The sequence below is a fragment of the Enterobacter sp. fkY84-1 genome (genome assembly GCF_052974705.1).
Genome location: NZ_CP169393.1, coordinates 2,935,402 through 2,951,034, shown reverse-complemented (window position 1 = coordinate 2,951,034; position 15,633 = coordinate 2,935,402). Strand labels below are relative to the sequence as shown.

The 15,633-nt window shown below is 47.9% G+C and carries 12 protein-coding genes; 4 read left to right on the top strand and 8 right to left on the bottom strand.

The window, feature by feature from the left end:
• Positions 1-138 precede the first annotated feature (138 nt).
• The 3 genes from ACEPLT_RS14185 (at position 139) to ACEPLT_RS14175 (ending at position 5,972) form a co-directional block, all read left to right on the top strand.
• Positions 139-975, top strand: coding sequence for a flagellin N-terminal helical domain-containing protein (locus ACEPLT_RS14185; protein WP_023618406.1), 837 nt, complete (start codon positions 139-141; stop codon positions 973-975).
• Between the two features lie 203 nt (positions 976-1,178).
• Positions 1,179-2,573 carry a hypothetical protein gene (locus ACEPLT_RS14180; RefSeq protein ID WP_023325562.1) on the top strand — a complete coding sequence of 465 codons (1,395 nt, stop codon included), beginning with the start codon at positions 1,179-1,181 and terminating at the stop codon, positions 2,571-2,573.
• Between the two features lie 42 nt (positions 2,574-2,615).
• Entirely contained in the window at positions 2,616-5,972 is a 3,357-nt protein-coding gene (locus ACEPLT_RS14175; protein WP_032675122.1) for a bifunctional class I SAM-dependent methyltransferase/glycosyltransferase, read from the top strand.
• A gap of 84 nt (positions 5,973-6,056) precedes the next feature.
• Here the strand turns inward: ACEPLT_RS14175 and ACEPLT_RS14170 are convergent, their stop codons facing one another.
• Positions 6,057-6,881 carry a methyltransferase domain-containing protein gene (locus ACEPLT_RS14170; RefSeq protein WP_032675121.1) on the bottom strand — a complete coding sequence of 275 codons (825 nt, stop codon included), beginning with the start codon at positions 6,879-6,881 and terminating at the stop codon, positions 6,057-6,059.
• Positions 6,882-7,137: 256 nt separating this feature from the next.
• Between ACEPLT_RS14170 and ACEPLT_RS14165 the strand changes: the two genes are divergently transcribed.
• Positions 7,138-8,277: a DegT/DnrJ/EryC1/StrS family aminotransferase gene (locus ACEPLT_RS14165; protein ID WP_032635240.1), complete on the top strand. Its 1,140-nt coding sequence runs from the start codon at positions 7,138-7,140 to the stop codon at positions 8,275-8,277.
• 35 nt (positions 8,278-8,312) lie between these two features.
• On the opposite strand, the gene ACEPLT_RS14160 is transcribed toward ACEPLT_RS14165, so the two are convergent.
• Genes ACEPLT_RS14160 through ACEPLT_RS14130 form a run of 7 tightly spaced genes read right to left on the bottom strand, consistent with a single transcriptional unit; the run spans position 8,313 to position 15,629 of the window.
• Positions 8,313-9,443, bottom strand: coding sequence for an FkbM family methyltransferase (locus ACEPLT_RS14160; RefSeq protein WP_032635238.1), 1,131 nt, complete (start codon positions 9,441-9,443; stop codon positions 8,313-8,315).
• Complete coding sequence (locus ACEPLT_RS14155; RefSeq protein WP_023325557.1) at positions 9,424-10,671, bottom strand: acyl-CoA reductase; 1,248 nt, start codon at positions 10,669-10,671, stop codon at positions 9,424-9,426. The genes ACEPLT_RS14160 and ACEPLT_RS14155 overlap by 20 nt, the downstream gene beginning before the upstream one ends.
• On the bottom strand, positions 10,655-11,740 hold the full coding sequence (locus ACEPLT_RS14150) for a LuxE/PaaK family acyltransferase (protein WP_023325556.1): 1,086 nt from the start codon (positions 11,738-11,740) through the stop codon (positions 10,655-10,657). The genes ACEPLT_RS14155 and ACEPLT_RS14150 overlap by 17 nt, the downstream gene beginning before the upstream one ends.
• The gene (locus ACEPLT_RS14145) at positions 11,724-13,103 is read right to left on the bottom strand and encodes an AMP-binding protein (RefSeq protein ID WP_032675120.1); all 1,380 of its coding nucleotides are present in this window, start codon (positions 13,101-13,103) and stop codon (positions 11,724-11,726) included. Before ACEPLT_RS14145 ends, ACEPLT_RS14150 begins: the two co-directional genes overlap by 17 nt.
• A 3-nt stretch (positions 13,104-13,106) precedes the next feature.
• A complete protein-coding gene (locus ACEPLT_RS14140; RefSeq protein WP_023325554.1) occupies positions 13,107-14,069 on the bottom strand; it encodes a transketolase family protein in 963 nt (320 codons plus the stop codon).
• Entirely contained in the window at positions 14,062-14,889 is an 828-nt protein-coding gene (locus tag ACEPLT_RS14135; RefSeq protein WP_023325553.1) for a transketolase, read from the bottom strand. Before ACEPLT_RS14135 ends, ACEPLT_RS14140 begins: the two co-directional genes overlap by 8 nt.
• Positions 14,886-15,629 (bottom strand): SDR family NAD(P)-dependent oxidoreductase, encoded by a 744-nt coding sequence (locus ACEPLT_RS14130; protein WP_023325552.1) that lies wholly within the window; start codon positions 15,627-15,629, stop codon positions 14,886-14,888. Before ACEPLT_RS14130 ends, ACEPLT_RS14135 begins: the two co-directional genes overlap by 4 nt.
• Between the last annotated feature and the right edge of the window lie 4 nt (positions 15,630-15,633).

The window sequence follows — 15,633 nt, the reverse complement described above, 5'->3', positions numbered from 1 at the left end:
TATAAAACAAAAGGTTAATTTTTTTCTTCGATATTTTCTAAAGTCTGCTGCAAGGGCGTCGATAACCTTGTTGACGGTGAGAGACGCCGTGAGTGTTAGGCACCGACCCTAGAAACCATTTTTGAAGGAATTAAAATTATGGCAGTTATCAATACTAACCTGTTGTCCCTGACCACTCAGAACAACCTGAACAAATCTCAGTCTTCTCTGGGCACCGCTATCGAGCGTCTGTCTTCCGGTCTGCGTATCAACAGCTCTAAAGATGACGCTGCTGGTCAGGCAATTGCAAACCGCATGAACTCTCAGATCAAAGGGATGACTCAGGCTGCACGTAACGCTAACGACGGTATCTCTCTGGTTCAGACCGCTGAAGGTAACCTGAACGAGATCAACTCCAACTTACAGCGTATCCGTGAGCTGGCTGTTCAGGCTGCGAACGACACTAACGGTACTACTGACTACACCTCAATCAGCACTGAAATCACTCAGCGCCTGGGTGAAATCGATCGTATCGCTGGCGCTGCTAACTTCAACGGCAAAAAACTGCTGGACGGTAGCCAGACAGCTTCCCTGAACATCCAGGTTGGCGCAGGTACTGGCGCAACTGATAGCATCGCTATCACCACTGGCGCACTGATCAACGCAAAAGCAACCAGCCTCGACTCTGGACTGACCGGTACTATCACTGATAACAGCACTGCAAAAGCGTTCATCACTGCTGCAGACAACGCTATCTCCAAAATTGATACCGCGCGTTCAAACATGGGTGCGATTCAGAACCGTTTCGAATCTACCATCAACAACCTGAACAACTCTATCACTAACCTGTCTGCTGCTCAGTCCCGTATCCAGGACGCTGACTACGCAACTGAAGTTTCTAACATGTCTCGCGCGCAGATCCTGCAGCAGGCTGGTACTTCTGTGCTGTCTCAGGCAAACCAGGTTCCGCAGGCTATGCTGTCCCTGCTGCGTTAATAGACGCCAAATATTTAAAAAAGGTTGCTGGAAACAGCAGCCTTTTTTTTCACTTTTTATCCTGAAATAAACCCACCTTTAATCTTCAAAATAAGGCTGCATTTAGCAGCGTTTTCCTGCCTTCACCCGCCGTAACGCAGTGCTATTCTGCCTAAAATGTCCTTTTCCGGTCGTCTGACGACGGTTTATCGATGAGTTATAAGATGAGTGAATTCGCACGTAGCCGGGCCATGCGTCAGTTTTATCGGAATGTCTTTACCCGATTCATTGATCTCCCCGAAGCAGATGTTATGCCCGCTAACATCGTGGCGGAAATCTTCAGCTTTAAGAGCGCCAATATTACCACCCTCGAACCCATGATACGTGCGGTTGAAACGGGGCTGGATGCTGAAAAAGATGCGGCATTAAAAGACATGCTATGTGCTATCGTGCTGGCAAACACCGCACTGGATGAGTCCATTATTGGCGAAAAACAGACTCTTTCTGCAGAGATGAATACCCAACTGACAGAATATGTTGTGTCGGCGTTAAAAGCCGATGACAACATTCACTATCTTGTCGCCGCCATTCAGCTTCTGTTCCGCGTCAATGAAATCAGCTCAGCGTTATTTTTAATTAACAACAACCTTTCGCTGGTCAGCAATTCGGCACCTGTGCTGAAAATCCTGCTGTTAATCTGTTTAATGGAAAATGATTTCAACCAGGCGATGGTTGTTATCCAGGCTCTGACGGCAGACGCTGCATTAATCGGCGAAGACCCTATAGCCCTGTTGATGATAACTTGTGGCATCTACAGGCTGGGGGGCATACCCGATTCGTACATCGATTTTAGATCGCTTAACGTGAGCGAGCATACGGTGGAAAATCAATCCTATGATTATTGGATAGCAAAAAGCACAGCTGCCAAAACAACGGTGCTTGTAACGTGCGACAACGAGGATTATTTCGAGCACGCTGTGCCGATGCTCTATTCACTCTATGAGATCAATCGCGACGTTCTTGATGTGCACGTGCATCTAATTAACGGCAATGATGATGTTAAACATAGCCTGATGACCCTTAGCGAACAGCTACCTGAGCTCAACCTCTCTGCCAGCCATGAACAAATAACCCGTAATGAAGGCATGTCAGTAGTCCGTGCTGCACGTCGCATCGTTTTCCTGCACCACGCACTCCAGGTTTTTAACACTCCCATTATTGCCATTAACCCTAATGTGCTGGTGCGTAAGCCGTGGTGTGAGCCAGAAACGGCGCTGTTGCTCCTGCAAACCGAATCCTCACCTTTCTGGGAAGAGGTTTTTGCCGGTTTTATTTACGCAAAACCCGGGGGCGTAGCGCAACGGTATTTCGACCGCGTTGTGCCGTTCATCCATACCAACCTCGCCAGGGGCAATCATGCGCCTGGTCTGGAGCAAGTCGCACTCTTTTCATGTCTGGACACGCTTTCACCAGAAGACCGTCTGGCGATCGCGCGTGTCGAGCGTAGCGGAATACTCGATAGCCAGGCGGGTGATGAGGCGTTCTGTTGGGTGGCAAGGAACACAGCAGGCCCATACCAGGAATATAAATCGTCGCTTATTCGCACGTATCAACGCTGAAACATTTGCCCTGTGACCGTAAGAAGAGAATCTGGAAAAAACGTGACGACACAGTATCCCTATTATCGGATCAGCCCCGTGACCATTCATGCCGCTGCGGTGCTTAATCACCTGACCACGCCACTGCCTGCCTTTGCCCGTGTAATGGAGATTGGCTGTGGTTCAGCGACGCGTCTGATTATGCATGCCTGGGCGTATCCCGAGAGTATCGCTCTGGGTATCGATATTGATGAAGAGGCGATCGTGAAGGGGCAGAAGTTTGCTGCCGAACTGGGATGTCATAACGTTGAACTGTTTGCTGCAGGATTAGGGGATTTGCTCGCCGCGGATCCTGGCGAGTTAGATTACATCATTATTCATCAGACCTTTGCTTTTCTTGGAAAAAGCGAACGGGAAGCGTTGCTGACATGGTGTCAGGCGCATTTATCTGCCAACGGCGTTATCGCCATTAAGTGGTCGGTACTGCCTGGTAGCATACCGCGCATAACGTTGGGTGAAGCGTTGCGTCTCCATCTTGATCGCGCAGAAGAGGGCAGCGATCTGCTGGCGTCAGCCCGCGCCATGCTGAGCTTTATGTTGCTCACGCTGGAAGAGGGGGCGCTGAAAAATGAAGCCCTTCTCGCTGAAGAAATGGACGATAATACACTGATTCTGGCCTACTTAAGCCCTTCTGACGGGGCGTGTACCCTCGGACATTTTAACGTACAGGCTGAACAAATTGGGCTGCACTACCTGGGGGAAGTGCTGCCACAATTGGAACTCGGAAACTACTTTAATCCGACAATCGAACAGCTTCTGGGGGCCGTCAGCAATGGCGCAAGCCGAACCATGTCGCAGCAGTATCTTGACTATGCCGTTCAACGAGACGAACGCTTTACGTTGTTCTGTCACGCAAATCTCACCTCTCCTCCGGTTAACCCTGATCTTGAACAGCTCAAAAATCTGCATTGGGCAGGAAGCTTTGTGCCGGTAGAGCTGGATTCTGCAAAAGCGCCTAACGCATTTAGAAATAATAACGGCCAGATTATTCGTAGTGATAATGCCATTATTATCAGAATTATGGAGCTGCTGGGGAATGCCTGGCCTATGTCTTTAAGTTTTGAACAGCTCGTGCTCAATTGCCGCGCACCCGAAACTGATAAGGATTACAACGAGACGGTGTGGGAGGCGTTAAAGACGCTGTTTATGACCTGTGCAGAAGGTCTTTTCTGGAGTGGCTCTGCTGGGGCATACAACACAGCACAAAACGATGAATTAGCTCTGGTAGGTTTACTACCTTCGGAATGTCCTGAACAAAATTTAAGCATGATGAATCTCTGGGGAGAGTGGGTTGCATTGACCCCCGCCGAGTGGAATTATCTGCGTTATGATATGGGTAATGCCAGTCAAACGAGTTGGGAACATTACTCCTCATTAAAAATAAAAGGCTTGTTGACAGGATCTCCCGAGGCCTGGATAAAGCAGCTGCAGGTATTTCTACGTGCTGGCATGCTCGACGTACTAAAATCACAGCTTTCTCTGTTGTTATTATTGAGTGTCGATCGAGAACAGGGTGGTATATTTCTGAAAGGTAATGCCGAACCCGAATTAGCCGACCCGGACGTGGACGACATCTACGAGCGCGCAAATAGCCTTATCCAAAAAGGCCGTTCTGAAGAGGCTCGCGAGTATACTCGTGGATTAATGAAAAAAAATCCAGACAATATTCACGTCCTTCGCTGCTTTTCAAAAACTTGCGTGCTGACCTCCGCCTGGGATGACGCGCTGGAATCGCTTTGTAAACTGATGGGCTATTATTTCTCGAGTCTTGATATTTATTATGATCTTGCCACTGTGTTGCAGCGTAAACGCGAATTCTATGGCTCGCGACAGATTATTCGTACTTTGCTACGTTTGAATAAAAAAAATATCGATTACTGGCTTAGCCTTGCTTCGCTACATCATGCCTATGGTGATATGGCCTTAGCTGAAAAATGCTGCAGAGAAATTATGCGTTTTCAGCATCCGGGGGCAAGTTCTCTTGGACTCACCGGCATTGTACTTAGTGATAACCATAAAATGGCTGAAGCGCGCTATTTTATGGAAAAAGCCGTTGAGCTGAGTAATTACAATTTCGGTTACTTCAGTAACTTACTGTTTGTCATGAGCCATGATGCTACGGTATCCCCTGAAGAATTGCTGAGAAAACATCTTGAGTTTGGTTATCGGGTTGAAGAATGGGCGAAAGGGTGCGAGTTTAAACCCGTATTAAAAAATACTAAAGAGCCAGACAGAAAGCTCAAAATAGGGTTCGTTTCAGGAGATTTACGCCAACATCCCGTAGCTAATTTTTTACTGCCGACCTGGAACGCACTGGATCGTGAAAAATTTGATCTAGTGGCATATAGTACTCTTTTCATGAATGAAGACAGTGTTTATCGGCATTTTCGTGATACCGCGACGTTATGGCGTCAGGTTGATGCCCTCAGTGATATAGAACTGGCCAATGTCATTGCCGAAGATGAAATTGATATACTCTTCGATTTATCCGGGCATACGGCGTATAATCGTCTACCGGCATTTGCGCTGCGCCCAGCTCCAATCCAATTAACCTGGATAGGTTATCCTGGAACGACTGGCATCAGTCAAATGGACTATATTTTATTGCCGACGACCCTGATTAAGTCACAGGTTCTCAGAGAGCAGCTATCTGAAAAGATCATGTTTGTCGAGACGCGTAAGCACTTTGAGCCACATCCTCAAAGCCCGGAAATAAATGAACTGCCTGCGCTACGTAATGGGTATATCACCTTTGGTAGTTTCAACCGGGCTAAAAAGATTAATGACCATGTGCTTGGCGTATGGGCGAAAATCATGCTGGCCAATCCTGAATCAAAACTGCTGATGGGGTTTATGACGGATGCGGATATGATTGCTGCAATGACAAAGCGCATGCAGAAACTAGGAGTTTCCCAGGATAAACTGATTTTCAGAGGCTTAGTTGAACTGGATGACTATCTCGCTTATCATCATGAAATCGATATTTTACTGGATACTTTCCCTTATACCGGTGGGACAACGACTCATCATGGTGCATGGATGGGAGTGCCGACCCTTACTCTGAGTGGGCCAACAATCCCTTGCCTACAGGGTGTGGATATTATGGGGGGCTATCAACTTGAACAGTTTATTGCTGTTGATGAACAGGATTACATCAATAAAGCCGTTGCCTGGTGTGACAATATTGCTGAGCTTGCAATCATTCGCCAGGGAATGCGTGCCAGAATCCCGAGAGAAAATGATTCAGGTAATAAAATTGCTGTCAATTTAGAAAAAGCGCTTAGGGAAGCATGGCATATATATTGTCGTGGAGAACCACCCCACGAGTTGATTATTACAAGTCAGACCTTTAACGGATGATAATGAACCTGTTGACTAAATAATACGTTTCTAGTGAAAAGGCAGGTGGCAAATGCATGCTACCTGCCTTTTAGAACGCAAAAACTATTTCCAGTAATCGAGAAATCCATCTTTACCGAAAAGCCAGGTCGTTTGAAGCTCTTGGTTGATGCGTTCAATTATGGGCTTCACTTCCTTGTAAGGTTGTCGCAGGAAAACCCACGATTTGCTCTTAGGGCTATAGACGGAAGATCGATATCCCCACTGTTCCATCAAAATGCTCATACTTTTATTGGTATGCACACATGTGTGCACCGGGACGTCGATATAAAACCAGTTTGGATCTTCAGGTACTTTCTCAACAACGACGGTATGAATAAACAAACTGCCAGCATCATCGACCAAACGGTTGACGTTATCCAGATCGTTACGTGTTATCACGTGCTCAAACATGGCGGAGTTGACGACTAACGACCAGCTTTTTTCATCGGGATCGTCTATGTAGGTAAAGTCCGGGTTCTGGACATATTTATCGTAGCAAAAGGTGTTGCGCTTGAAATACTTCTGGATGAGATGGCTAAGCGTACCGTAGCCTGCCGCGTAATCAAGAATTCGGCTGTCGTCGATAATATTATTGCGCGCCAACAACTCAATCATCAGCGCCTGTTCAGCATAAGGAGGCTGATTGAAGCCCAGCGTTTCGCGCCCGCCATTTTCATTGTAATGGTGAAAATCAGTATTGAATTTTTCCCATTCCTCAAGGGAAAGTTCCTGATGGGTTTTTGAACTAAAAAAACCGCATTCAGGACATTGGTAATATTGTACTGGCATCATTTTTTGCGTGAATTTTTCCGCTGAAGGTGCATGATACTTGGGTTTTTCGAAATAGAACTTCATTTCGCTGTTACAGATGAGGCATGTGATCGTCATGATGCTCCACGTTATAGAATTTGCTGCCAGTCAGCACAGGTGTGAATGAGAGTGAAAGATCGTCTTGATAAATGTCGCATATCTTTTAGAGGATCAGGCGCAAAACAGATGCCTTTTTCTGTCCTTGTTTCCACGATGGCAGGGAATCTGCATGGAGTCAGTTCAAATAGACTGTAAAATGTCGGTTATTTTACCGATAAACTGGTGACGATGCTCGCTATGATGAATCACTTCTTCATTACATTCAGGTTTGCACATGGGCGATAAAATTTTCGTCACAAGTCCTTTAATGCCTCCTTTAGAGGAGTTCATGCCATATCTTCAAAAAATCTGGCAGAACCGAATTCTGACTAACGGCGGTGAATTTCATCAGGAACTGGAAGAAGCCCTGGCACGCTATCTGGGTGTCAAATACGTATGCCTTTTTGCAAATGGTACGCTTGCATTGCTGACCGCGCTTCAGGCGCTGCGTGTAACGGGGGAAGTGATCACTACGCCGTATTCATTCGTGGCGACATCGCACACGCTCTTATGGAATGGTTTAACCCCTGTATTTGTCGATATTGACCCGCACACATTTAATATCGATCCTGAACGCATTGAAGAATTAATCACGCCTCAAACCACAGCAATTATGCCAGTCCATTGCTATGGTATCCCTTGCAATGTAGATAAGATTCAGCAGATTGCTGATATTTATGGTTTAAAAGTTATCTACGATGCGGCCCATGCTTTTGGCGTTCGCCAGAGCGGGACCAGTATACTCAACCATGGCGATCTGTCGGTATTAAGCTTTCATGCGACCAAAGTGTTTAACACCTTTGAGGGCGGGGCTATAATTTGTCACGACAGCCGTACCAAGCAACGTATTGATTATCTGAAAAACTTTGGTTTCGCCGGTGAAACGCGTGTTGTCGCTCCGGGTATTAATGCCAAAATGAACGAGATGGAAGCGGCATTTGGTCTGCTTCAGTTGCAATATATTGATAATGCACTACTTGAAAGGGCATCGATTTCAAAGCGTTACAGTGAAGCGCTGAAGGATATTCCCGGCGTAACGTTCTTTGATGCGGCAGACCGATTTGAATGGAATCACTCCTATTATCCGATTCTTATTGACAGTAGTTTTCCGCTGAGTCGGGATGCGCTCTACGAGGCGTTGAAAACAGAGAATGTCTACTGCCGACGTTACTTCTATCCGCTCATTAGCTCGTTTGCGATGTACAGTCACCTGCCTTCAGCCGCGTCCGATAAATTGCCTGTCGCCAGTCGACTTGCCGAGCAGATACTTTGCCTACCCATTTATCCTGACCTGCAAATAGAGGAGCAAATGCGAGTTATCGATATCCTGCGACGCTACGCCACGATTCCTTTAATAAATCATCAGGTTGCATAATTTAAAAAGGCTTTGTATATCAAAGCCTTTTTCTATTAATGGGTGGGTAATCTGTGTGGAGGAATGGCGTAAAGCACTAATTCACATGCCAGCCTGGGATGATGAGCACGCAGATAAAAATGATAGCCAGGCTGTATCTGGTGAATAAATTGTGGAATGGTGATGAGATCGACTGGCTTATGGTAAAGACTAATTGCCAGTATCGGATAATGTTTTTCTATCGTCGCCTGCGCACCTTTTAATGCCTCAAGTTCTGAGCCTTCAATATCCATCTTTATAAAAGTAACTTTCTCGCCAGCAACGACGTTATCAATACTTTTAAGCGAAATTTCATCGGCGTCAGGTGCATCAGTTATGGCAGAAGACAGGGCTTGGCCGGCATTAAAACGCAGCGTGGTGTTTGTATTCCATATTCCCGCATTGATGCAAACGCACTGGGGCAAATTAGCCGTATTTTGTTCCAGTAACGCGAACGTCGTTTTGTCCGGTTCAAATGCGAAAATTTTAGCCGCAGGGGCAACATTTTGCTGCTCAAGGGCATTTACAAAAGCGGCGATACTATCGCCATTATACGCCCCGCCATCGATAAAGATCTCTTCAGCACCGAAGCGTATCAACTCATGTGGGAAGTAATGTTCCGGGTGAAAGACACTTTGGTAGTAGATTGCGCGCGCGCTTATCCGCTGGTTCAGATACGCAATTAACGTGGTTTTCGACGCCTCGTCGGTAAGGTTTGCATAAAATTCATTAAGCTTGTCCTGGTGGGTTTCACACCACGCCGTAGTAAAGTGTTCACCCGCATTAATTCCCACAAAGGTGGGATCATAAAAGAGGATCACGCCGGCATTACGTTCAAGCTCTACGCGTAATGGCTCATCGATAAACTGCATAGCGATAATGTAGTTATATTGCGATTCCTGAGCCGTGAGGGACTCTAAACTGACAATGCGTTTGCCATTGAATTCATCCCCGGGTTTAAGCCACGCTTCACTTATCGCAACATAATCAACGGACATTCCCTGACGCTGCATAAAATCCCAGGTGATTTGCGAGACATAACCTGCACCACAAAGCACGATGGGGTGACCGTTTGTCTGCATCCGCGCCAGCGTATCGATGAAGTGATTGCGGGTTTCACTGAGCATATCAAGTATAGCTTTCAACATTTTCTCCAGCATTATGCGCAAGGTGAGGAAAAGAGGAGGGACGAGCAATAACACGCGTCAACATGGCGACCAAATCATATCCGTCCCATTGCAGAGAAAAATCAAGCGTCTGGCCAAGGGAGACAATACGGTCTACCCCTCTGAGACCTGAAGCAAGCCAATTATTCAGCTCATCAGACGAGACGCCAAAGGTGGCCATTGTCTGGCAACGTGAGTGACAAACCGGACTGATTTCATCAAGCGACCGCGCCACGTACTCCATGAAAAAACCACCATTGCCGCGCCAGTCGAGTGTCTCTTTTTCGAGGGCAGAGAGTTCCACGCGCACGACGATATTTTGTGCCCCGGACACTTTTCTCACGCCAGCAAAACGAGCACTAAGCAAGTACAATTGCGTCAGTTTATTCACTGCAGAGATGGGCTCAGGCGTATAACGAGCAGCGGCAAGCGCCTCAAAATTTTGCCAGAACAAGGCTCGCCCCTCCGGTTGATTTTCACCCAACCAGACGATAAGAGACGGAGAAGAACATGCATTCTGATCGTTTAAGAGCGTGTCATTGTAAAATGCCCGCGCAAGTTTTTCCTTTTCAGGATGCGCCAGATAAGCATCTGCGTTAATCACCGCGATGGAGTAACGGTCGGCGAAGGCAATGTCCAGAGCCCGGGGGGAAAGTGAAGATTGACGTAAATCAGCTATGGTCTTGTCGCCACCCCAGATAATGCGTGTGTCGCATATTGCCGATAGCGCATCATTGATGTGCCGTTGTCGATCATAACGCACAAGAATAATTCTTGGCCGCATCATTGGGTGGCTTTGGAGCGCACTATTAAATAACCGTACCACTATCGCCGTCTGGGGGTGAACGCGTCCGGGTAAACGGACAATATTGGAGTTACCGGTTAGTAGCCCAACAATAAGCGAATAGGCAAAATTCACAGCTACATTGCCCGGAGCAATATGAAATGCCACTCCACGTCCATAGCGGTGAGCAACTGAACGGTTTTCAGACTGCATACGAGCGATAGATGAGGGGCGACACCAGAAACCCAGGCCGATCACATCTGGCCAGTTTTTCGCTTCATTATCGGCTAACGTGAGGCGGGAAAAAGTGTCCAGAAACTCGATAATATCCGGGGCAAAAAGTGGTAGCGCTTTTTGCTCAGGCATACTGTGCAGGAGTGTTTCATCCCCCAGAATAAAGTCCAGACCGCTAAGATTGTGCTGCATACGTATCGCTACACCCCCGTAATTCGGCTTTCTTCAACCGTCCTAAAATACGCATGTATTTGCCTTTTCGTCCGCAATCACAGTCATCTTCACCCAGAATGACGCCTTCATCTTCGGTTAGCAAAGCGTGTCCGGGATAGGATTCGGGTAACAGGGATATTACCTGGATAATGCCTGAATGGCCGTTGGGGAGAACGGAAAAATCGTGCGGATCGCGGACAATGACATCCGAGAAAATCGACGTGTGCAGATGTCCATGCTCACATTGCATGTAAATACAGCCGGTCTGTTCGACCATGCCATAATAATCATGTACCGCCGGTAGGGCAAAAAGTTCATTTAAACTTTCAGCAAAGACCTCGGGTGTCACCGCTTCACTTTGCAGCTTCTTCCAGCCGCCGCCGTGAATTAACAGGGCATTACTGAGATCAATCTGATGAGAGCTTGTTTTTAATTCCTGATAGAAATGCTGCCAGACCATAAAGGTGAAACCGAACAGCAGGATCCGCTTACCTTGATGCTTCTCTAAAAAGGCTTCAATTACTGGCAAATTCAGCGTCATGCTCTCGTCTAATGCCCAGGCACGATCGCTACCAAATAACGAGAAGCCTAAAATCCCGGCGCCGCGGGCAGAGAATTGCTGCCGATCTTTTAACACTTCAGGAGAGTCAATAATCAGCATGGGCAAACGACCAGAGCCAGTAAATTGACTGACAATTTTTACCAGCGTTTTTTGCTGGTAGGATGCAGTTACCTTGTCCAGATAAATTCGCGAGACCTGCTGTCCGGTTGTGCCGGATGAGGTCATTGTCTTTACAATGTCACTATCCGGTACGCTTTGTAATTTCAGTGTCTTAAACAGAGAAACCGGAAGAAAAGGCAATGAGGTTACATCGCTAAGCGTAGCGGGGTCAAAGGATTGTGCATCCAGCATACGACGATAAGGTTCGCAATGCGCATAATGGTGCGCGGTAAGCTCGCGCAGCCTGGCCAGTTGGAGCGCGTGCTTTTCTTCCCGTGCAAGCGAGTAGGGCGCCTGCGCTAATATTGCTTCAAACGGAAGGGACATAATCTTTCAGCTTAGGATAAATCGTCTTACCCGCGGCGTTTTTGGGTATCTCATCCAGTGTGATAACGCGAAACGCGGAATGATGGAGCTGGCTTTTAGCCGCTGCATAGTGTTTTACTGCGCTTTCATAAGCGGCATCTGTAATGAAAATACAGACTAAATCATCGCGCCCATCGCATGCGCAGTTAAGATCCGGGAATGCTGTTTTCAGTAGCGTTTCCATCTCATCCATGCCGAGGCGGTTGCCAAAAATTTTAAGGAAACGCTTTTTACGGCCAACGATAGAGTAAAACCCGTCGGTATCTACGCGGGCAATATCGCCGGTGTGCAGAATACCTTGGAATGTATCTCCTAATGCCAGATCGCAACCACGCTCTGCGTAGCCAAGCGCCACATTCTCACCCTTATAGACCAACTCTCCGTCAACATCGGGGGTAGTGATAATGTCACCGTTTTCGTCAAGCAATATAAATTCGCCGCCGGGGATGGGAGTACCAATGGTGCTACTTTTGTGTTGCGCCAGTTCTGGGGCAAGCCAGGCCATGCGAGATGTTGCTTCAGCTGCGCCATACATCACCACAAATCGTTTTCCGTGTTGATCGGCATAATCAGTGAACTCTTTGACCAGCGCAGGAGCCAATTTTCCGCCAGCCTGGGTCAGCGTTCGCATATCAGGAAGATCCATGCGCATAAAACGCAATTTCTTGAGCATTTCCCAGGTGTAGGGCACTCCAGCAAGCGAGGTGGCACGTTCATCACGCACAAATGTCCAGAACTCACGCTGCATGACACTTGCGCTTGTCAGAAGCAACGTCGCGCCAGCTTTCAGATGGCTATTGACGATTGATAACCCATAAACGTAATTCAGCGGCAGGCTGGCCAGCCCGCGCTCTTTAGAGTCGATAGCAAGATAATTAGCAATGCTTGTGGCATTACTTTCCAGGTTGCGTTGACTTAATCGCACCAGTTTGCTACTTCCAGTGGATCCTGAGGTAGTCATCAATAGGGCAAGATCATCATGCAACTGGAATGGTGTAAGACCGGTAGCATGCAGGCGGAAAGTCCCGTGCTCTTCGCGCCATAAATACGAGGGATGATAGGTGTCGATGAGTGACTTAACCATTGCGTCGTTAAGCTCGCTATCAAGCATCAGTGCAACTGCATTTTGCTTAAGGCAAGCCAGATAACCAATTATGGTGTCACACTGATTTTTGCAAAAAATAAAGACCAATGTACGAGGCGGAATAGTTTCAGCCAGCTTCTGAACGCGGTCTGTGAGTTCACCCCAGCGAAGAGTCTGTCCTCGATCGTCCACTAGAGCGAGATGGTCAGGTGAAACCTTATCAGTATGCCAGAACGCCATGATTTATAATGCACCTAATATCTGGGCTGTCAGTTGTGCTGCAGTGAGCCCACTTTGCTCAAGCATCCAAGAATAGTCTCCTGCGTGTGGATAACCCTGAGGAATACCAACGATGATCAGTTTCGGCCGACACTCTTCCCCGGCAAGAAATTCTGCAACTGCACTTCCCAAACCACCCGTCACGCTGTGCTCTTCTACCGTTACGAGCAGTTTTTTATCCAGATGCTGTTGAAGTGTCGCCACATCCAGAGGTTTGATTGTGTGCATGTCAATCACCGTAGCCTGCACGCCCCGGTCCGCGAGATGCCCGGCTGCAGTGAGCGAAGTGTGGACCATGCTGCCGGTGGCGATGATGGCAATATCCACACCCTCGCGCAACGTATTGGCTTTGCCTGGCACCAGTTCGAAGTCCTCTTTATAGACGATTGGCGCACGCATCCCACCCGTTAACCTCAGGTAGACCGGTCCTTTATGTTCAAAGGCGGCATGGGTCATTTTCACCGTGGTCGTACAGTCCGCAGGGGAGAAAATAGTGATGTTAGAAACGGATCGCAGCATCGCCAGTTCTTCAATGCCGTGATGAGTTGCGCCAAACATGCCTGTTGCTAATCCTGAAGCCAGACCGACCAGCTTAACGTTTTCCTGCATATAGCCCAGGTTTAAACGTACCTGTTCGGCTGCACGCAGGGTCAGGAAGTTGGGGAACGAAGTGACAAAGGGGATAAAGCCGCTGGCCGCAAGACCCGCAGCCACACCGACCATATTCTGCTCGGCAATTCCGGCGTTAAAAAAGCGTTCAGGCCAGGTGGTACTAAAGCGGTCAAGACCGGAGGACTTACACAGATCGCCGGAAAGCGCCACGATATTTTCGTGTTCGCGTGCCAGTTCCAACAGCGCCATGCCAAAGGTACCGCGTGAGCCGAGCATTGACCATGAACGGATGGTGGCGGGTTTAAACTCAAGCATGATGTTCCCCATTAAGTTCGACTAGCGCATCGTTGAGCTGTTGTGCAGAAATGCGATTGCGATGAAACTCTTTGTTATTCTCCATGAAGGACACGCCCTTACCCTTGATGGTATTGGCGATAATAACTTTGGGTTTGCCGTTGTGCGGCTGTGCAAAAGCGTTAACCAGCGCCCCCACATCGTGTCCGTCACAGACAATGGTTTCCCAGTGGCAAGCACGCCAGAGGGCTTCGAGATCCATGCGCATGACATCTTCAGTGTGTCCATCAGACTGTAAACCATTACGATCGACAATCAGCGTCAGGTTATCCACTTTATGATGTGCGGCCATGAACGCACATTCCCAAATGGCACCTTCATTGCATTCTCCATCCCCCACTAACGCATAAGTATGCCACGTTTCGCCCTTAAGACGGCGTCCCAATGCCAGCCCTGTAGCAAAGGAAAGTCCCTGAGCTAGACTACCTCCAGAGAAATCGATGCCGTATTCAGGATGCTTAGTGGGATGCACTTGCAGGACAGAGCCATTCAACTCGAAAGTGTTAAGCTGCTCAGGGGTCATGATGCCAAACTCACACAGAGTGGCATAAAGCCCCAACGCTGCATGACCTTTACTCAGAATAAAAACATCGCGATGTGAGCTGGTAATGTCGTTTGCCTCATACCGCATTACATTCCCGTAAAGAACGCTGAGGATATCCACCATCGAAAGAGCAGGCGAGATATGAACACCATCGCTTGGGGCGTGATGAGCCACGCGCACAATTTGTTTTCTAATACGACGAGAGGCGTTTTCTGTTTCTGAGTGCGTGTGTATCATTTCAAACCGCCATCAATACGAATCGTTTGGCCGGTAATGTAGGAAGAGAGATCGCTTGCGAGGAACAGTGCCGCCTCTGCAATTTCTGCCGGGATACCTGCGCGTCGCAGATCGGCACTATTTTTTGCTTCTTTTACGACGTGAGCGGGCATCGTCAGCAGCATATCCGTATCCGTAATGCCGGGTGCGATACAGTTGGCGCGAATACCTTTTTCACCCAACTCCGCCGCGATGGATTTTGTCATCGCAATGAGCGCTGCTTTTGATGCGCCGTAGGCAGATTTTCCCGGGTTCCCATCTTCTCCTGCAGTCGAGGCAATATTAACAATGCTGCCGCGCTGATTGCGAACCATGATTCTGACGATGTACTGGTTGAAAAGATAAACGGAAAAGAAGTTCACCTCGAACTGCTCACGAAGCTGCGCTTCACTGGTCATCTGAAACAAACCATTTAACGTGATGCCGGCGTTATTGATCACCGCATCCAGCGGACGCTTGTCGGACATGATGTTTTTTATGGCCAGTTTCATTGCGCCATAATCTGTCATATCGAAACTGACGGGCCAGATCGCAACCTGATGGCGGTCGGCTATGACAGCCATTTTCTCTATGAACGCATCATCGGCTTCCCGCGCATGGGCGTAAATGTTTGCACCATTGGCAGCAAATACCTCGACCATAGAGAGACCCATGCCACGGCGGCAGCCAGTAATTAAAACGGTTTTACCTTGCATCAACATTTCT